Origin of the sequence: Nodosilinea sp. FACHB-131 (genome assembly GCF_014695395.1) — a bacterium.
Lineage (GTDB): Bacteria > Cyanobacteriota > Cyanobacteriia > Phormidesmidales > Phormidesmidaceae > Nodosilinea.
In genome coordinates, this window is the sequence record NZ_JACJOF010000016.1 from 215,344 (window position 1) to 234,510 (window position 19,167).

The following is a 19,167-nucleotide window of genomic DNA, read 5'->3' on the forward strand; positions in this document are numbered from 1 at the left end:
ATGGTGAAATGGCCAGCCTTGATGCGATTACTCTTTCACTTTTGCCTAAAGCATCGCTGGGTCGTAGGAGGCTGGATTGGCTGGCTGGGTCTAAGCGTCGTAGCTGCGATCGCCCCCGCTCCCATTCTAGCGGTCCCTCCTGCCTCGCCACCTGAGACAGTCATAGCCGATGCGGCTGCAACCCCTGCCACCCAAGGCCAAACCCTGACCATCAACGGCAGTTCCGCTGCTGTTCCTTGGACGATGGTCAATGGCAAAATTGGCCTGGCCGACTACGGCTTGACTGCATATTTAGGGGCTACCTTGCTCAATAACAGTGACCCTAGTCGACAGCCTGTGCAGTGGTTTGCCGAGCCTGGCAGCGCCGTGGAACTCTCCGCCTGGGTTCAGGGTGGCTATCGGTTTCTCGACATCATGCCTCTGGCTGCCCGCTATGGCTGGCAGGTACAGCCCCAGGGGGGCACTCTGCAAGTTACCACTGCTCCGGCCCAGGTGATAGCGCTGCGTCGCATTACTCAACCTGGCGGTGAGCGCCTAATCATAGACCTATCAGGCCCAGTGCCCGCTGCCCTGTCCGACAGTGCCGATGCCCTGACCCTCACTTTGGCGGCCACTGCCGATAGTCGGGTAGTTGGGGATGCGATCGCCGCCCCCGCCGGCTCATATTTAGGAGCACTTACCGTTTCCCCTACAAATGGCGGCATCCGCCTCCAGGCCAGTACCCGTCACCAACCCCGCTTGGTCACTCAGGTTAATCCCAACCAGATCGTGGTCGACATTCGTGCCGACAACCTTCAGCCCCACAGCATTGCTTGGGCCCCTGGAGTGCGCTGGCAGCAGCGGTATATCTCCGTAGCCGGTCAGCCGTTTCCCGTCTATTACTTACAAATCGACCCTACCCAGACCAGCCTGCGCCCCATTTGGACCGATCCCACTACGGCAGTGGGTACTGCCCCGTTGACGACCATTGCCCAACGGTGGCAGGCGGCCGCTGCCATCAACGCCGGGTTCTTCAACCGTAATAACCAATACCCCCTCGGAGCTGTACGTACCAACAACACCTGGATCTCAGGGCCCATTCTCAGTCGTGGGGTCGTAGGGTGGAACGACCAAGGTCAGGTGCGTATGGAGCGGCTGGCCTTGCAGCAGACGCTTACAACTTCTAGCGGTCAGACTTATCCAGTGCTGGCGATCAACAGCGGCTATGTACAGGCGGGCATCGGCCTCTACACTCCCGCTTGGGGATCGACCTACCGCCCTGTGATTGAGAGCGAGACCGTGGTCACAGTGGTAGATGACGTAGTCACCGCCCAGCAGTCTGCGGCCACCATTGGTCCAGCGGGACTACCGATTCCCCCCAACGGCTACCTGCTGGCCCTACGCTCCTACGCTACAGCTGCCCAAGCCCTGCCACCGGGACAGCGGGTTACCATCGCGTCTGACCTCCTACCCGCGACGATGGCTCCTTTTCCCAACTTAATTGGCGGTGGGCCGTTGCTGATTCGCGATCGCGCCCTCGTTCTCGACGCCCAGCTAGAGCAGTTCAGTGCTGCCTTTGGCACTCAGGCCGCTCCTCGCAGCGCCATCGGCCTCACCGCCACTGGCGAAATTCTGCTGGTAGCCGTTCACAATAGCCCCCAAGGCCCAGGCCCTACCCTCGATCAGCTGGCTCAAATCATGCTTCAGTTGGGTAGCACCAACGCCCTCAATTTGGACGGCGGGAGCTCCGCCAGTCTTTATTTAGGCGGTCGGCTGATCAATCGTTCTCCCCGCACGGCAGCTAGGGTAAACAACGGCATCGGATTGTTTTTCCCGTAGTCTTTTGGGGTTCCAGCGCTACAGCGTCCGCCCCAAATTCTTTAAAACCTCAAAGTAGGTATAAAGAATTTGTGTTTTTGTGTCTTGCTCTGCCCAGATACCCCGCTCTGTCAGGGTGTGCTTGTTAGACTATTGCCTGAAAACCTCGCCCGAGCCTTGTGCATCTGAAACTCTTGGGCCAAAACAAAAGTCTGATCGCAATGGGCACCATAGGACAACGCGATTCTCCCGAGTCGCTTATTCCGCCACAGTCTTATACATTCAGGTTCTAGGAGAATTATTCGGTATGCCAAAACTACAAGAGACGATTCAGCCCACCGCGTTGGCCCTGGCCACCAGCAACGGCAAAGAAATTGCCGAAACCGGGCTGCGCCCCTGGGGTTCTTATACAGTGCTCGAAGAGGGCCGCGGCTATAAAATTAAGCGTATTGAAGTCAAGCCTGGACATCGCCTGAGCCTACAAATGCATCACCATCGCAGTGAGCACTGGATTGTGGTGTCCGGCACCGCCAAAGTGGTTTGTGGCGAAAACGAAATTCTTCTGTCTACTAATCAGTCTACTTACGTACCGCCTTGCACCCAGCACCGTCTGGAGAATGTGGGCGTTATTCCCCTAGTGCTGATTGAAGTTCAAAATGGCGAATATCTAGGCGAAGACGACATTGTTCGCTTTCAAGACGACTATTCTCGAGCCGAAAACATCTAGGCTGTTGTCCTAATTAAATCAGCACAACGAAAAACGGCGGTAATGCTAAGCTCAGCATTACCGCCGTTTTTCGACCGTTACTGCAAAGTTCCCATGGTTCAAATTCGTCCCGCCGCTGCTCAAGAACTCAAACGACTGCTGCGTCGGCATACTGCCCACAACGGATCTTCACCTCAGGTCTACCTCACCCTTGAGCCGGGTGGCTGTGCCGATTGGACTTATCATCTAACCGCCAACGTCACGTCTCAGCGGCCGCTGGCAGACCTAGCCTGCGGTGACATCAGCCTTGCAGTGCCCATCGATCAGGTGGATTTAGTCCAAGACCTGACGATTGATTATGCCGAAGATCTGATGGGTGGCGGGTTTCGCTTTGTCAACCCCATAGCCCAGCGCACCTGCGGCTGCGGCAATGCCTTCGCTTTGAGCGCTGACACCCCGGTTACTCAGGACTGCACTGCCGCTCATTTGCCAACGCCCTAAGGCTCCAATCTCTTAAGCAAGCAATGCTTTAGGCTGTAGATCGTAGCGTTTGACCAAAGCTTCTTCAGAGTGGTAGCATTAGATCTTGTGAAAACTCGAGTCTTATCAGCCGTAGCAGCAGAAGCGTCCTATGCCCACGATTCAGCAACTCATCCGGAGTGAGCGCCAAAAAGCCGACCAAAAAACTAAATCCCCTGCTCTAAAGAGCTGTCCGCAGCGTCGGGGGGTTTGTACCCGTGTGTATACCACCACTCCTAAAAAGCCTAACTCGGCTCTGCGGAAAGTGGCTAGGGTGCGCTTAACTTCCGGATTTGAGGTCACTGCCTACATTCCCGGCATTGGTCACAACCTGCAGGAGCACTCCGTAGTTATGATTCGTGGTGGCCGGGTCAAAGACCTTCCCGGTGTTCGCTACCACATCATTCGCGGCACCCTTGACACAGCTGGCGTAAAAGATCGTCGTCAGGGACGTTCCAAGTACGGGGCCAAGCGTCCTAAGTCGTAGAGTTGGCCAAAAGTATTGGGTCAGTCTACAACTTGTCGCAGTTGAATGCACTGGCTTGCGCTTTGAGCCGTCAATCTATTCTGTTTCAAGTTGCTGGCGATTGTGACTCAGGCTTCATCGGCCTTCTTCGCTAAGTATTAAGTTCGTTTCGTCCGCGCAGCTAGCCTTTAATCACTGGAATTTGAATCATGTCTCGCCGTACCGTCATTCAAAAGCGCCCGATTCCGCCCGATTCTGTCTACAACAGCCGTCTTATCACTATGATGAGTCGCCGTCTGATGACCAGCGGCAAAAAGTCTTTGGCCGACAAGATCATCTATAACTCTTTTACAATTATCAAAGAGCGCAGTGGTGGCGATCCCTTAGACGTTTTTGAACGGGCAGTGCGTAATGCCTCTCCTCTAGTTGAGGTAAAGGCCCGGCGAGTGGGGGGTGCTACGTACCAAGTGCCTATGGAAGTTCGTTCTGAGCGCAGCGTTGCATTGGCACTGCGCTGGTTGACCCAGTTCGCTCGTCAGCGCCCTGGTAAGTCGATGGCCATCAAACTGGCTAACGAGCTGATGGATGCCGCCAACGAGACGGGTGGTGCAGTTCGCAAGCGTGAAGAAACTCACCGGATGGCAGAAGCGAACAAAGCCTTTGCTCACTACCGGTACTAATCTGAAACGGTGATTGTGGCTACAGAGCTTCTGCTCGATTGGCGATCGCTGTTTCTATTTCCTAGAATAAATTTGTTTGTTCGGGTTTGCCGAAGCGATCGGCTATAGGGTAATAAGGAGGGAGCTGTGGCACGGACAACGCCCCTAGAGCGGGTAAGAAACATTGGGATTGCGGCCCACATTGACGCTGGCAAAACCACCACCACAGAGCGCATCCTGTTCTACTCAGGCATGGTGCACAAAATTGGTGAGGTTCACGAGGGTACCGCCGTTACTGACTGGATGGAGCAGGAGCGGGAACGGGGGATCACTATCACGGCAGCGGCCATTACTACCAGCTGGCGAGACCATCAGATCAATATCATCGACACCCCTGGCCACGTCGACTTCACGATTGAGGTCGAGCGTTCCATGCGCGTCTTGGACGGGGTGATTGCTGTATTTGACTCGGTGGGAGGGGTGCAGCCTCAATCAGAAACAGTTTGGCGTCAAGCCAATCGCTACAGCGTTCCTCGCATTGCCTTCGTCAATAAGATGGACCGTACTGGGGCAGACTTTTTGAAAGTGTGCGGCCAGTTGCGCGATCGCTTGGGGGCAAACGCCGTACCAATTCAAATTCCCGTTGGGGCTGAGGGCAACTTCCAGGGCGTTGTTGACCTAGTTGCTATGCGCGCCCGTATCTATCACGACGATCTAGGTCAAAACTTTGAGGACACAGAGATACCGACTGATGTCCAGGATGTAGCGGAGGAGTATCGGGCCAAGCTAGTTGAAGCGGTGGCCGAGACCGACGATGCCCTAATGGAAAAATACTTCGAAGGACAGCCGCTGTCTTCAGCCGAAATTGCTAACGCCTTGCGTAAAGGCACAATCCAGGGCACTATCGTACCAGTTCTGTGTGGCTCCGCCTTCAAGAACAAGGGGGTGCAGCTGCTGTTAGATGCGGTTGTAGATTATTTGCCTTCTCCCATTGAGGTGCCGCCAATTCAGGGACACTTGCCCAATGGTGAACTGGGTGAGCGGCCTGCCAATGACGACGCCCCTCTGGCCGCCTTGGCGTTTAAGATCATGGCCGATCCCTACGGACGGCTCACCTTCGTGCGAGTCTACTCTGGGGTGCTCAAGAAGGGCAGCTATATTTACAACGCCACTAAGGATAAAAAAGAGCGGATTTCTCGTCTCATTGTGTTGAAAGCTGACGATCGCATTGAGGTTGACGAATTACGAGCCGGGGATCTGGGAGCTGCCATTGGCCTCAAAGAAACCTTTACTGGTGACACTATTTGCGATCCTGCGGATCCTATCGTGCTGGAATCGCTCTTTGTGCCCGAGCCGGTTATCTCCGTGGCGGTAGAGCCCAAAACCAAGCAGGATATGGACAAGCTGTCCAAGGCTCTGCAATCCCTATCGGAGGAAGACCCCACCTTCCGAGTCAGCACTAATCCAGAGACTAACCAGACTGTGATCGCTGGTATGGGGGAATTGCACCTCGATATTCTTGTTGACCGCATGCTGCGAGAGTTTAAGGTAGAGGCCAATATTGGCGCTCCCCAAGTGGCCTATCGAGAAACCATTCGCAAGGCTACGAGAGCCGAGGGCAAGTTTATTCGCCAGAGCGGCGGTAAAGGCCAGTATGGTCACGTGGTGGTTGAGGTAGAACCCTCTGAAGAAAGCAGTGGCTTTGAGTTTGTGTCTAAAATTGTTGGGGGAACCATTCCTAAAGAATATGTTTCCCCAGCTGAACAGGGCATGAAAGAGGCCTGCGAATCTGGTATCCTAGCTGGGTACCCCGTGATTGATTTAAAGGTTACTCTGGTCGATGGGTCTTACCACGATGTAGACTCATCAGAGATGGCCTTTAAAATTGCCGGGTCAATGGCGATGAAGGAAGCCGTCATGCAGGCGTCTCCCGTCCTTCTAGAGCCGATCATGAAGGTCGAGGTTGAAGTTCCAGAAGATTTTCTGGGTGACGTCATGGGAGATTTAAACTCCCGCCGTGGCCAGATCGAGGGTATGGGAACAGAGGTTGACGTTGCAAAGGTTACAGCCCATGTTCCCCTAGCTGAGATGTTTGGTTATGCTACCGACATCCGCTCTAAAACGCAGGGTCGGGGCATTTTTTCGATGGAGTTTAGCCATTATGGCGAGGTTCCTCGGAACGTGGCTGAGGCCATTATCTCTAAAAACACTGGGAACGCTTAGAAAGGAAAGGACACGTAACGTAAATGGCACGCGAAAAGTTTCAACGCAATAAACCCCACGTCAACATCGGCACTATCGGTCACGTTGACCATGGCAAAACCACTCTGACGGCTGCCATTACCATGACACTGGCGGCAGCCGGTGGCGCTAAGGCTCGCAAATATGACGAGATCGATGCGGCACCCGAAGAAAAGGCTCGTGGTATCACCATCAACACGGCCCACGTGGAGTACGAGACTGAGACTCGCCACTACGCCCACGTTGACTGCCCCGGACACGCTGACTACGTCAAGAACATGATCACCGGCGCAGCTCAGATGGATGGTGCCATCCTGGTATGCTCTGCTGCTGACGGCCCTATGCCTCAAACTCGTGAGCACATTCTGCTGGCCAAGCAGGTCGGTGTACCTAGCATTGTTGTCTTCCTGAATAAGCAAGATCAGGTTGATGACGAAGAGCTGCTGGAACTGGTTGAGCTAGAGGTGCGCGAACTGCTCAGCTCCTACGACTTCCCTGGTGATGATATTCCCATCACTTCTGGTTCTGCTTTGCTTGCTGTGGAAGCGCTAACCGCTACCCCCAAAATTTCCCGTGGTGAAAACGAGTGGGTTGACAAGATCCTGGCGCTGATGGACAGCGTTGATGATTACATTCCCACCCCTGAGCGCGATATCGACAAGCCTTTCCTGATGGCTGTTGAGGACGTGTTCTCGATCACAGGTCGGGGTACCGTAGCCACTGGGCGGATTGAGCGCGGCAAGATCAAGGTTGGCGAAACCGTTGAGTTGGTTGGCATTCGCGACACCCGTAGCACCACTGTTACTGGGGTTGAGATGTTCAAGAAGAGCCTTGAAGAAGGCATGGCTGGTGACAATGCTGGGTTGTTGCTACGGGGTCTTCAAAAAGAGGACATCGAGCGCGGCATGGTGTTGGCTAAGCCTGGTAGCATCACCCCTCACACCCAGTTTGAGTCTGAGGTCTACATCCTTAAGAAGGAAGAGGGCGGTCGTCATACTCCCTTCTTCCCTGGGTACAAGCCTCAGTTCTATGTGCGTACCACCGACGTAACCGGCAGCATCATCGCTTTTACCTCTGACGATGGTAGTGATGCTGAAATGGTTATGCCCGGCGATCGCATCAAGATGACTGTCGAACTCATCAACCCCATTGCTATTGAGCAGGGCATGCGCTTTGCAATTCGCGAAGGCGGCCGTACTGTGGGAGCCGGTGTGGTTTCTAAAATCCTGAAGTAGTTTCTAGACTACTTCCTTAAGGACAGGAGTAAGCCTCCAGGGTTTGCTCCTGTCTTTCGTTTCCAAAGCTTTTGCCGCTGTACCTTGACAATTCATTCTTCTAAGATCTATGGCTACTATTCAGCAACAAAAAATTCGAATTCGCCTCAAAGCCTTTGATCGCAGGCTGCTTGACACCTCCTGCGAAAAGATTGTGGATACTGCTAATCGCACTAACGCCACAGCTATTGGCCCGATCCCCTTGCCGACCAAACGACGTATCTATTGCGTTCTGCGTTCTCCCCACGTGGACAAAGACTCTCGGGAGCATTTCGAAAGCCGTACCCATCGCAGAATTATCGATATTTACCAGCCTTCTTCTAAAACCATTGATGCTTTGATGAAGCTAGATCTGCCTGCTGGGGTTGATATCGAAGTTAAGCTCTAAGTCCTTACCTGTTGAACCCGCTGAATATAAACATTCAGCGGGTTCTTTGTGTTGACTATATGCAAGTCGCAAGGGGACTATGTTCTGAACCACAGCATTCCACTAGGGAGTTGGGTTAGAATAGCCCTATGTAAACAAGTGTTACAGTGCCGTGCCAGAGTGCGGTGTGCTTGAATTCGCAAGAGGCGATAATGTCATTCTCCGAGTCCATATCTGTGCGAGAACTACCGCTTTTTCCGTTACCTGAGTTGGTCTTATTTCCGGGAAGACATCTGCCGCTTCATGTGTTTGAGCCCCGCTACCGGATCATGATGAACACCGTTCTCCAAGGCGATCGCCGCTTTGGAGTGCTAATGCTAGACCCTGCTACGGGGCAGCCCGCCAATGTAGGTTGTTGCGCTGAAATTCTTCACTATCAGCGATTGCCCGACGATCGCCTTAAGATTCTCACCTTAGGCCAGCAGCGGTTTCGAGTACTGAGCTACGTGCGCGATAAGCCCTATCGAGTTGGGTTAGTAGAGTGGGTTGAAGATAAACCCACTAGCCAAGACCTGAGCCCGCTTGCCTCCGACGTGGATCAGCTGCTGCGGGACGTGGTGCATTTATCGGCTAAGCTGACCGACCAGGATATTGATCTGCCTGACAATATTCCTGATGTTCCCATTGAGCTGTCGTATTGGGTGGCTAGTAACCTGCACGGGGTAGCTCTTGAGCAGCAAGCACTGCTTGAGATGGACGATACCAGCGTGAGGCTAGAGCGTGAGGCTGAGATTCTAACCTCTACCCGCAATCACCTGGCAGCCCGTACTGCTCTTAAGGAAGTGCTTGAGTAGACTGAGTTTTAGCCTTGGCGGCGGCTAGGCTAGGGTCGGCGGTGACCACATCATAGGTGCCAAAATTAACTAGGGATTCAGTACAGTGCAGGAGTTCGTTAAGGGCCTGCTGTCCCGTTTGGCTATGGGCATCGGTCTCTAAATCGACAAAGAACAGGTATTCCCCCAGCGATCGCTTCGTGGGTCGCGACTCGATACGGCTGAGATTGATGCCGGAGCGGGCGAATACGTCCAGTGGTTTAAGCAGCGCCCCAGGACTGTTCACCGGCAGGCTAAAGGCCAAAGAGGTGTATTGGCCTTTGACCGGGTTCGCTTCTTTATAGTCGCCCTTGAGCACCCAAAACTTTGTGCAATTGTCGGAATGGTCGTTGATGTTGTGGACCAAGATCGGTAGGTTGTAGAGCTGGGCTGCCCATTCTGATGAGATGGCGGCTACTGTGCTGTTATCGGTCAGATGGTCGAGGGCTTCTGTGGTAGAACGGGTGGCAACTAGATTTGCCTGTGGTAAGTTGTGCTCAAGCCACCGCTGACATTGGGACAACGCCTGGGGATGGGAGAAAACTGCCTCTATCGTGCCGAGGCAAGTCGCCTGAGATAGTAACCCGTGGCGAATGGGCATGACTACGGCGTGGTGAATTTTGAGTTGCTGAAGCTGCCAGAGAGTATCTAGAGTTGTAGTAACTCCCCCTTCGGTGGAATTTTCAACCGGCACAATGGTTAGGGTCGTCACGCCTTCAGCAGTGGCCTGCATGGCTTTAGGGATGCTTGGAAAGGCTAATAGGTTAACCGGCAGGCTGCTGTCATGCTGCTCTAAATTAAGGCTATAGGCTAAAGCCGCAAGCTGGGTGTAGGTGCCCTCAGGCCCTAGGTAGGCGATGGTAACGGTCATGAGGACTTGCAATAGCGGGGTTGTTCCATAGTAAGACGAGGCCGCCGCGATCGCGCCCTCGACCACTGAACTCTGCCCGGCTTAAATTAACAGCTCCTTAATCGAAATGCGGCATACTCTGGGCGAACAAAGTCGGCATTGCCCAGTAATATGTAATGGGTCTTAGGCGGGGCCTAATTTGGTGGGGAGTGGCGGTAATGGTCAAGGGCGAAAAGAAGACAGACGGCGGTAAGCCGTCTAAAGTGCGAACACTGGTTACATGGGGGTCAGGAGCGTTTTTGCTTGGGGCTGCTGTGCCCTTAGCCGGTGCCCTCAGCACCGGCTTAATCAGCATCGGTAGTGTGGGGCTGGCCGCTCCCGCAGCCCTCGACCAGCCCCAGGCTCTCAACTCAGGTTTTCTGGCTTTAGTCGATGCCCCTGGGGTAGATGCGTTTCCTACAGCGGTTAGCAGCGAGAGGCTTTGCCGTCGCCCCGTGGATCTGAATCAGGCTGGGGTTAGCAGTGCTACAGCAGGCGAAAAACTCTTCCACGGCTCTAGTCTAGCTAGCGTTACTGCAACCCAGGTGACTGAAGCGATCGCTCAGCTAGGAGCCGCGCCCTGGCCTAGTATTCATCCTCTAGCAGCCGAAGCCCGGGTGCCGGTGTTGATGTACCACGATGTTCTCGACCCACCGGAGGTCTTTTTTGACCTTACCCCCGCAGACTTTGAGGCTCACTTAAAAACCATACTGGACAATGGCTTAACGCCAATTAGCCCTGACCAGCTGGTGCAGCACCTACGTACCGGTGTGGCACTGCCCGAAAAGCCTGTGCTCATCACTTTTGATGATGGCTACCTAGGCCACTACGAGCATGTTTATCCGCTGCTGCAAAAGTATCAGGTACCAGCCACCTTCTTTGTTTTCCCCGGTAAGGTTGATGGTACCGTTGCTGGTCGCTCAACCTTGACCTGGGATCAGCTCAAGACCATGGCAGCTGACCCTTTAGTAACCATTGCCTCCCATAGCGTGACTCACCCCCCTGACCTGCGAACCCTCAGCGATGAGGACTTAGTCTACGAAGTGGTTGAGTCGAAGCGACAGCTAGAGGCCCAGCTAGGTATTCCTATTGAGTACTTTAGCTATCCCACTGGCCACTATGACGAGCGGGTTGCTCAGGCTGTGGCCGATGCTGGCTATTTGGCAGGGTTTACGATGCGCGAGAATGACGAACAGTTTGCCGGTGCCTCAGAATCACTGCTAGCCATTGAGCGGTTTGGTCAATCTAATCTTCAGTCGTTGCTTGAGGTTGCTTGGGGTGGCCCTACTGCGGCTGGAGTGATGCCCGTTGTCGCCGATTCCACGTTTAATTTTGCTACTCCTGTCGCTGTGCAAAAGATAGATCGAGAGGATCAGTCGTTTTCATTAATCAGCGGTGGGCATCCGGTTACTATCCATGCCAACAGTCGTTACCAGTTGCCAGAGATGTTAGCGGGCAGCAACGTTGCCGGAGCTGTTGACGGAGGCTTTTTCTCCCTCAAGTACCTGGACTCTAACGTTATGATCGGTCCGGTCCTGAGCCAAAGCACACGGCAGTTTGTGCCGGGCTACCCGGGAGAAACGCCTAAGCTCAATAGCCGCCCTCTGGTGCTAATTGCTCCTAACGAGGTTCAATTTGTGCCCTTTGATGCTACTCGTCATAATACGCTGGCAGGCTTAGCTCAGCAGCTACCTGGGGTAACCGATGCCTTTGTGGCGGCTGGCTGGCTAGTTAAAGATGGCGTTCCCCAACCCGCTAGCAGTTTTGGCACTCTGTTCGACTACGATGCCCGTCGCCATCGGGCCTTTTGGGGTATTAATACCGCTGGGCAGCCGGTGGTCGGCGTGACTCACACTATGGTTGATTCGGTACAGCTAGGCGAACTGCTGCACCAGGCAGGTCTGCGTGACGCGGTCATGCTTGACTCTGGGGCCAGCACTTCGCTGGCCTATCAAGGAGATTCCCTAGTGGGCTACATTCCGCGCCCGGTACCCCATTTGTTAGGACTGGTGCCTCCTGAAGCTAACGACGGTAGCCCCTGTCCTTTAGTGATAGATCCAGAGAACCCAACCACGACTAAGCGATAGAACACTTAAACGTTTTGAGCCCAGGACAGCAGTGTCTTAGGCTCAAAACCAGTTAGCTTTAGGTCTCTAGAGACACGGGTGTGATTTGAAGCAAGTGGTGCCTATATTTAGTTGCCGAACCCAACGTACCAAAAATAGGTCGCCATCGGGATAACGGTGGCTAGCACTAGCAAAACGATCAGAACCACTGTGCTGTTACCGCGGTTTTCGGCGGTTTCTTCGGCGGAGGCGAAGGTGCTCTCGCTGTCAAAGGAGTCGTCGAAGTTGGGCGGGCCGGGATCTGCTTGGCCACCTAGTACGGCCCCAAGGCGATCGCTGGCGGCCAAAAACGACTGGTTGTATTTGTCGCCCTCCAGCAGGGGAAACAGCACAGTTTCCTGGGCAACGCTAGTGGCGATGTCGTCAGTGAGTAAAGTCGCAGACTGATCGCCGACGCGAATGCCCACGGTTTTAGTGACTTCGTCGAGGACTAACAAGGTTTGGTTGGCTTGCTCCTCTGGCGTGGAGTACCAGCGCTCAAACAGCTTATCGGTGAAGCTTTGAATGGTGTCGCCGTAGTCAAAGTGGTGAATAGTTACGAGGCGGACCTCGTTGCCGGTGGCGGCCGCCAGCTCGCTAAAACGACTCGAAATTTTGTTTTCATTGATGCGGCTGATGATATTGGCTTCGTCGACCACCCAGGTAGACTCGCCCGCCGCTACAGTTGGAACTTGGAAGACGGCTACGGCCTCAGCGGGCTCAATAAATAGCCCTAGCACGAAAAACAGGGGTAAAACTAGGCTCAAGAGCGCGCTCCAACAGACCTGAATCCAGCGGCTATGGGTTCGTTGGGAGGGGTAACTATTCATGGGCCTAAGCTACAACAACGACTGAGCCAGAGGGAACTAATCGGGTTCTGCCCTGGCCTATTAATCAATATACGGGGCTAAGAGCCCCGAGGGAACTAGGTCGTTTTGTTTGCCCCTTAAAGGTCAGTCAACTGGAGGGTATATTCTTAGGCTGAGGGCAAGTTGCGTAGCCGAATTAGCTGTCGCCGCATCAATGGTGATGCCTGGAGTTCGGCAACCTCGGCAACCTCTACCTGGGCGTCAAGCTGTTCAACGAACTCGTCACTGCCGTAGGAAAAGGCGTCGATTAGCTGGTCTAGCAGGTGCTCACGATCGGCCATGACGTGGCTTTCTTCCAAAATACGAAACTTGAGAGTGATGGCACACTCATAAACGCCAACCTGAGGCTCAACCGACGGACGGGGTGCAGACGTAGCCATAGTCAAATATGTACTCCCTAACTAAGCATGAAAGGAGTCATCAAAGGAGACCGGGGGCTAGGGTGTTTGTCCTGCTGAGGGCTGGCAGGGGCATCGAAGCGTTGTAGGCTGTGGAGAATTTCACAGTTGGTAGCGGTGATGCAATCCCTATTGATGACGATGAGGTAGCTTTGAGCCAAAGCGATGTTGCCTGTTGCTAGACAGCGATCGCGCAGATTGAACCACCTGATATCATCAAACCAAAAAAACTAGCTACCGCTGGGTTTTCTAGCCTGTTTTTACAGGATTGATACAGTTTTGTGAGGCCAAGATTAATAGTATTGAAACTCATCCGTACATTTTCAGAAGAGGCTCATTTTTTTATACGTTAAGCCCGTCTTGATGTTGTAATTGGTTGCATTTTAATGGTCTTCTTTGAACTAAGTTTTTGTCTAAGTGACTGTCTTATGGTCACTTCAGCTTTTTGAAGAAGGGCAATAAACTAAGAACCGATGGATTGACAATGCTGTTTAAAAACACATTGGACGTTTGATGATTAGCGGTGAAGTCGTATCTATGGCTCGAGCTGCGATCGCACTAAATAACATCAACATGACCAAAGCTCCGTAAACTACTGAGTAAGGTAAGTGCCATAGCGAACTGCCAAAATGCGTGATTCTCTGATTCAAGCCTATCTGCCGCTGGTCATTTGGGTGGGGCTAGGGGCTGGGCTAGGCCGATTTTTGCCGGCGGAGTTACCTCGATTGCTGGGACGAGGATTGTACTGGGTTGGCATTCCCCTCGAAATTTTTGCCCTAGCGCGTCAAACTCACTTTGCGGAAGATACAGGGCTAGCACCAATGTATACCGTTGTTTCGCTAGGGCTAGGGCTGGGCCTGGGGCTAGCGGGGCTGACGGTGGTGCGATCGCTGACCGCTCCCATCCCAGTTGAGGCCGCCGCCGAATTGGGGGTTGCCCCAGGGCCAGAGTTGCTGTCCCCAAGTCAGGTGGAGGACTTGTCGCTGTGGTCTGACACCGCAACGATGACCTGGATCGATAAACCCCGCCAAGGTAGCTTCGTGCTGGCTTCCATGTTGGGCAATACGGGGTTTGTCGGGCTAGCCATTGTGCCTACTCTAGTCAGCGGCCCTTACCTAGGCTGGGCTGTGTTCTACAGCGTGACCCAAAACGTGGTTGGCACCTATGGACTAGGAGTATTTATAGCCAGCTGGTTTGGACGTGGTGCCCACGCTCAGTCGCGTTGGCAGCAGTTGCGTGACGTGGTGACCGTGCCGTCGCTGTGGGCCTTTGGGTTAGGCTCAGTTTCCCAAGTTTGGGACTGGCCATCCTTGGTTGACGATGCATTGCACCAGTCGATGTGGCTGGTAATTCCCGTGGCGCTGGTGCTGATGGGGCTGCGGCTAAGCCAGCTACAGGGATGGAGCAGTCTACAGCCAGCGCTAGCGCCAGCGATGCTTAAGGTGCTGGTGCTGCCTGCGATAGTAGGAGCTGTGACCTTGGGCGCAGGGCTGCCCAGGGATGCAGTGCTAGTGCTGGTGCTGATGTCGGGGATGCCCTGCGCGTTTGCCGGACTGATTTTGGCTGAGGAGTACGATCTTGACCAAGAACTGGCGGCAGCCAGCATTGCCCTGTCTACAGGAGGTTTGCTGCTCACTATTCCGCTGTGGCTTTTGGTTTTTGGCTAGGGATGCCGTGACCTCCAAAACTCATACGCCTTAATTCGCGTGAAGGTTAGAACCAGTGGGGCGAGATCTTAGTAATTTGGTTAGGGAAGCCGAGTTTTCTGGAGTTTAGCTTAGCTTTACCTAAGTTTTAGACTTTACCCCTATTCTGGTGGAAAAACATTCCCCTGAGGGCGCTATGTCTAATCCCTTTCGGCAGCTCAAGGATACGTTTAAGGCGATCGGCTCTAAACCCACTACTCCCGAAGGGTCGGCAACCGCTAAAGCGTCTCTACAGGAATGGCTGGAGGCTAACGCCGACGCATTGCGGAGTCGGCGCAGGCAGGGTGAGGTTAACGGCACCATGATGCAGTACTTTCACTGGTATACTGCCGCCGACGGTAGCCACTGGAATCGGGTCAAGGAGGAGGCCGAGGCCCTCGCCAATGCTGGCATTACTGCTCTATGGTTGCCACCTGCTTACAAAGGCATTGGTGGGGGTTACGATGTCGGCTATGGAGTTTATGACCTGTTTGACCTAGGGGAATTTGACCAACAGGGCACAGTGCGGACGAAGTACGGCACTAAGAATGAGTATGTTGCGGCGGTCAAAGCCTGTCGCGACTTAGGGATTAACATCTACGCCGATGTGGTGTTTAACCACAAAATGGCAGCCGATAGTGAAGAGGAATTTAATGCGACTCCAATGGATCCGGGTAATCGCCACCGTGCTCTAGGAGATATGCGCAAGATCAAATCGTGGACAGGGTTTACCTTTCCGGGGCGGGGCGATAAATACTCGAGCATGAAGTGGCATTGGTATCACTTTGACGGCGTTGACTACAACAGCTATGAACCTAACTACAAAGCCGTGTGGCTGGTTGAGGGCAAGTCTTTTGAAGACAAAGTAAGTTGGGAACTGGGCAGCTTTGACTATCTGATGGGCTGTGATCTGGATATTGATCATCCTGAGGTGAGCGGCGAATTGAAGTACTGGGGCGAGTGGATGCTCGACCACGTTGGAGTAGATGGGTTTCGCGTAGACGCTATCAAACACATCTGTGGTGACTTCTTTGTGGATTGGTTGGCCCACTTGGAAAACTATGCCCAGCGCGATCTATTTTGTGTGGGCGAATACTGGACCTACGACCTCGGAGCGCTGAGTTGGTATGCCGGCAACTCTGGCGGGCAGCTCGACCTATTCGACGCGCCGCTACACCACAACTTTTATAAGGCCAGTAGGGCCGGCAACAGCTACGACCTACGCACCATCTTTGACAACACCGTGGTTAAAGAGATGCCGCTGCTGGCTGTCACCCTGGTCGAAAATCACGATACCCAACCACTGCAAGCACTAGAGTCGGTGGTAGAGGCCTGGTTCAAGCCCCTGGCCTACGCGCTGATTTTGCTGCGAAGCGAAGGCTATCCCTGTATTTTCTACTGCGACTATTATGGGGCCCACTATGTAGATAAGGGCCGCGACGGCAACGAGTACGAGATCTGGATGGACTCTCATCGGGAAATTTTGGATCGGCTGCTGATTGGCCGCAAGCACTTTGCCTACGGCCCTCAGTATGATTATTTTGACCATCCGAACGTGGTGGGCTGGACTCGCCTTGGCTCTGAGAGCCATCCCCACGCTATGGCGGTGCTGCTGAGCAACGGGTCAGAGGGCACCAAATGGATGGAGGTGGGGAAGCCCAACACCACGTTCTACGACTTGACTGGGCATGTTTCTCAAACTATTACTACCAATGGCGACGGCTGGGCTGAGTTTCGCTGCAATGGTGGGTCGGTGTCGGTGTGGGTAGAGGAGCACCCCAACCTAAGTTCTTACTAAGGACTGCTGCCAGGGCAAGAGCGGCGATCGCCCCTCCTAGAAACCCTAAGACCACAGCGCTCGCTTTGCGATCGTGTTGATAAAGCTCATCTATCTGTAGTCCCAACAGACAGACTCAGAGCCCTCAACCACCCATTGCTTCTCCCGTTGACCAAAAAGATTGCTTTAACTTACTGACTACGGTCCTCCATGGCGGGATAGAATTTTATGCCGCGAAAAGTTAAGCTGTGTAACGCCCGCTCAATTTTTTTAGAAGCAGCTGGGCGTTCGTCTCTATGGTTAAATTGGTACTTTCGTGCAAGTAGATCGTGTTCCTCCAGGAGCTACAGACGCAGAATTTTCGGCCTACGTTCGCTCAGCCCAGGAGCTAGACTTTACCCTTCAAGATCTCAAGGCGGCGATTCCGGCCCGTTGTTTTCAGCCTTCCGTGCTTAAATCGCTGGCCTATTTCTTCTTAGATTTAGGGATTATCGCGGCGCTATATGCCGTTGCCCACGCGGTCAATTCTTGGCTGTTTTTCCCAGTTTTTTGGTTGGCTCAGGGCACCATGTTCTGGGCTCTTTTCGTAGTTGGCCACGACTGCGGCCACGGGTCGTTTTCTCGCTACAAGTGGCTCAACAACCTGATCGGTCACCTGTCCCACACGCCCATTCTGGTGCCTTACCACGGCTGGCGAATTAGCCACCGCACCCATCACGCCAACACAGGCAACCTCGATACTGACGAAAGCTGGTACCCAATAGATGAGTCAACCTATCAAGCGATGCCCTGGGCGCAAAAGATGGTGCGTTTCTACGGAGCGTTGTTTGCCTATCCGTTCTACCTGTTCTTTCGGTCGTCGGGGCGTAGTGGCTCTCACTTCATGCCCAGCAGTCCGCTGTTTCGCCCCTCTGAGCGGCGTGATGTGCTGGTGAGCACTTTCTGCTGGTCGGCCATGGTTGTGTTTCTGGCTTGGGTCGGGTTAACCCAGGGGCTCTTGTTTTTGGCGACCTACTACATAGCTCCCTACCTAGTATTTATCGTGTGGCTTGATTTGGTGACGTTCTTGCACCACACCGAGCCAGATATTCCCTGGTATCGAGGGGATGAGTGGTACTTTCTTAAAGGGGCGCTGTCGACCATTGATCGTGACTATGGGTTCATCAACCCCATTCACCACAACATTGGCACCCATGTGGCCCACCACATTTTCTTGGGTATTCCTCACTATCACCTGAAGACGGCAACAGAGGCCATTAAGCCAATTTTGGGCGATTATTACCGTCGCTCTGAGGAGCCGGTGTGGAAAAGCTTTGCCCGATCGTTTTGGGCCTGCCATTATGTGGCGGACCAAGGGGCGAAGGTCTACTACCAACCCCACCCTAGCTACCGCCAGTAACCGGTTGGCGATGTCCGTTGCATCACAGACGGGGGGCTTCGGTAGTCTATAGACTGAAATGGGCAGTTTAGAATCAGCGCGGTTCTAGGCTGCCCATTGTGGTGTTTGGACAGGGCGGGAGAAATTGATTTAGCAACCCCACGGTAATAGTGTTGACGATGACTCAGCCCCTGATTTCAGCCATTATTTGCACCCACAACCGGGCTCGCTACCTAGGGGCGGCGATCGCCAGCCTAATGGCGCAAACCTATGCCGTCTACGAAATTATTGTGGTGGACAACGCCTCGACGGATGACACCAGGGCTGTGGTAGAAACCTACTTGCCCCATCCAGCGTTGACCTATGTCTACGAGAGCACTCTGGGGCTGTCGGCGGCGCGCAATCGGGGTGCGGCGATCGCTAAGGGCACCATTCTCGCCTACCTCGACGACGATGCCGAAGCCTCCCCCCACTGGCTGACAGCCCTAGCGGCGGCCTTTGAGCAGTACCCCAAGGCGGCGATCGCGGGCGGCTACGTCAGCCTGATCTGGCCGCAGGATATGACCCCGCCTCGCTGGCTGTCATCCACGCTGTCTGAGAGCCTAGGGGCCTACGATTTGGGGACAACGACGCGACTGATTACCAACCCAGGTCAAACCCCGCGAGGGCTCAACTACGGCGTCAAAAAAAGTTTTCTAGAGGCTGTGGGTGGCTTTGACCCGCAGCTTGGTCGAGTGGGCAAAAACCTGCTCTCAAATGAAGAACTGCACCTGACTCAGCTAGCCCTGGCCGCTGGACATGAGGTTTTGTTTGTGCCCCAGGCGCAGGTGGCCCACAACGTGGCTCCCGAACGGCTGCGTCGGAGCTGGTTTTTGCGCCGTAGCTGGTGGCAGGGCATCAGCGAATGCTACCGCGAGCAGCTGAGCCACACCCTAACGCTGGAGCGGGTGCGGGTGCGGAGCCTGTGTCTGCTGCGGGGGGTGGTCAAGGCCGGGCGCTACTGGTCTGATCCAGCGCTGCGGTTCGAAAATTTGGTCTACGCCTACGGGCAGTTGGGCTACGTGGTGGGCGGTTTACGCCACCTGTTGCCTCGCCCTGGGGCGAAGGTCTGCCCCTGAGCACCGCCCTGTGTTTGTTGAGTAAACCCCTCGTGTAATGGAATTCA

At 54.1% G+C, this 19,167-nt stretch carries 17 protein-coding genes; 14 read left to right on the forward strand and 3 right to left on the reverse strand.

Annotated features, from left to right (window positions below; all coding sequences use genetic code 11):
* Positions 1-21: 21 nt before the first annotated feature.
* From H6F75_RS11100 to H6F75_RS11140, 9 genes are all read left to right on the forward strand, one after another.
* Positions 22-1,818, forward strand: coding sequence for a phosphodiester glycosidase family protein (locus H6F75_RS11100; protein ID WP_190752120.1), 1,797 nt, complete (start codon positions 22-24; stop codon positions 1,816-1,818).
* Positions 1,819-2,104: 286 nt separating this feature from the next.
* Entirely contained in the window at positions 2,105-2,524 is a 420-nt protein-coding gene (locus tag H6F75_RS11105) for a cupin domain-containing protein (RefSeq protein WP_190752122.1), read from the forward strand.
* Between the two features lie 93 nt (positions 2,525-2,617).
* The gene (locus H6F75_RS11110) at positions 2,618-3,004 is read left to right on the forward strand and encodes an iron-sulfur cluster assembly accessory protein (protein WP_190752124.1); all 387 of its coding nucleotides are present in this window, start codon (positions 2,618-2,620) and stop codon (positions 3,002-3,004) included.
* Between the two features lie 130 nt (positions 3,005-3,134).
* Positions 3,135-3,509, forward strand: coding sequence for a 30S ribosomal protein S12 (rpsL, locus tag H6F75_RS11115; RefSeq protein ID WP_190752126.1), 375 nt, complete (start codon positions 3,135-3,137; stop codon positions 3,507-3,509).
* Between the two features lie 188 nt (positions 3,510-3,697).
* On the forward strand, positions 3,698-4,168 hold the full coding sequence (gene rpsG, locus H6F75_RS11120; RefSeq protein WP_073606927.1) for a 30S ribosomal protein S7: 471 nt from the start codon (positions 3,698-3,700) through the stop codon (positions 4,166-4,168).
* 126 nt (positions 4,169-4,294) lie between these two features.
* Positions 4,295-6,370: an elongation factor G gene (fusA, locus tag H6F75_RS11125; protein ID WP_190752128.1), complete on the forward strand. Its 2,076-nt coding sequence runs from the start codon at positions 4,295-4,297 to the stop codon at positions 6,368-6,370.
* 23 nt (positions 6,371-6,393) lie between these two features.
* Positions 6,394-7,623 (forward strand): elongation factor Tu, encoded by a 1,230-nt coding sequence (gene tuf / locus H6F75_RS11130; protein WP_190752130.1) that lies wholly within the window; start codon positions 6,394-6,396, stop codon positions 7,621-7,623.
* Between the two features lie 109 nt (positions 7,624-7,732).
* Positions 7,733-8,050 carry a 30S ribosomal protein S10 gene (gene rpsJ, locus H6F75_RS11135; RefSeq protein WP_017300626.1) on the forward strand — a complete coding sequence of 106 codons (318 nt, stop codon included), beginning with the start codon at positions 7,733-7,735 and terminating at the stop codon, positions 8,048-8,050.
* 191 nt (positions 8,051-8,241) lie between these two features.
* The gene (locus H6F75_RS11140) at positions 8,242-8,883 is read left to right on the forward strand and encodes an LON peptidase substrate-binding domain-containing protein (protein ID WP_190752132.1); all 642 of its coding nucleotides are present in this window, start codon (positions 8,242-8,244) and stop codon (positions 8,881-8,883) included.
* On the opposite strand, the gene pheA is transcribed toward H6F75_RS11140, so the two are convergent.
* Complete coding sequence (gene pheA / locus H6F75_RS11145) at positions 8,864-9,772, reverse strand: prephenate dehydratase (protein ID WP_190752134.1); 909 nt, start codon at positions 9,770-9,772, stop codon at positions 8,864-8,866. The genes H6F75_RS11140 and pheA overlap by 20 nt on opposite strands.
* 155 nt (positions 9,773-9,927) lie before the next feature.
* Here pheA and H6F75_RS11150 point away from each other — a divergent pair, with 155 nt between their 5' ends.
* Positions 9,928-11,877 carry a polysaccharide deacetylase family protein gene (locus H6F75_RS11150; protein WP_242019877.1) on the forward strand — a complete coding sequence of 650 codons (1,950 nt, stop codon included), beginning with the start codon at positions 9,928-9,930 and terminating at the stop codon, positions 11,875-11,877.
* Between the two features lie 107 nt (positions 11,878-11,984).
* On the opposite strand, the gene H6F75_RS11155 is transcribed toward H6F75_RS11150, so the two are convergent.
* Together H6F75_RS11155 and H6F75_RS11160 are read right to left on the reverse strand one after the other, a co-directional pair.
* The gene (locus tag H6F75_RS11155) at positions 11,985-12,725 is read right to left on the reverse strand and encodes a TPM domain-containing protein (protein ID WP_190752136.1); all 741 of its coding nucleotides are present in this window, start codon (positions 12,723-12,725) and stop codon (positions 11,985-11,987) included.
* Between the two features lie 146 nt (positions 12,726-12,871).
* Positions 12,872-13,144, reverse strand: a complete 273-nt coding sequence (locus tag H6F75_RS11160; RefSeq protein ID WP_190752139.1) for an Npun_R1517 family heterocyst differentiation transcriptional regulator — start codon at positions 13,142-13,144, stop codon at positions 12,872-12,874.
* 647 nt (positions 13,145-13,791) lie between these two features.
* Here H6F75_RS11160 and H6F75_RS11165 point away from each other — a divergent pair.
* From H6F75_RS11165 to H6F75_RS11180, 4 genes are all read left to right on the forward strand, one after another.
* A complete protein-coding gene (locus H6F75_RS11165; protein WP_190752141.1) occupies positions 13,792-14,829 on the forward strand; it encodes an AEC family transporter in 1,038 nt (345 codons plus the stop codon).
* Between the two features lie 175 nt (positions 14,830-15,004).
* Positions 15,005-16,645, forward strand: coding sequence for an alpha-amylase (locus H6F75_RS11170; protein WP_190752143.1), 1,641 nt, complete (start codon positions 15,005-15,007; stop codon positions 16,643-16,645).
* A gap of 295 nt (positions 16,646-16,940) precedes the next feature.
* A complete protein-coding gene (locus H6F75_RS11175; RefSeq protein ID WP_190752144.1) occupies positions 16,941-18,023 on the forward strand; it encodes a fatty acid desaturase in 1,083 nt (360 codons plus the stop codon).
* Between the two features lie 158 nt (positions 18,024-18,181).
* Complete coding sequence (locus tag H6F75_RS11180) at positions 18,182-19,120, forward strand: glycosyltransferase family 2 protein (RefSeq protein ID WP_190752146.1); 939 nt, start codon at positions 18,182-18,184, stop codon at positions 19,118-19,120.
* Positions 19,121-19,167: the final 47 nt, after the last annotated feature.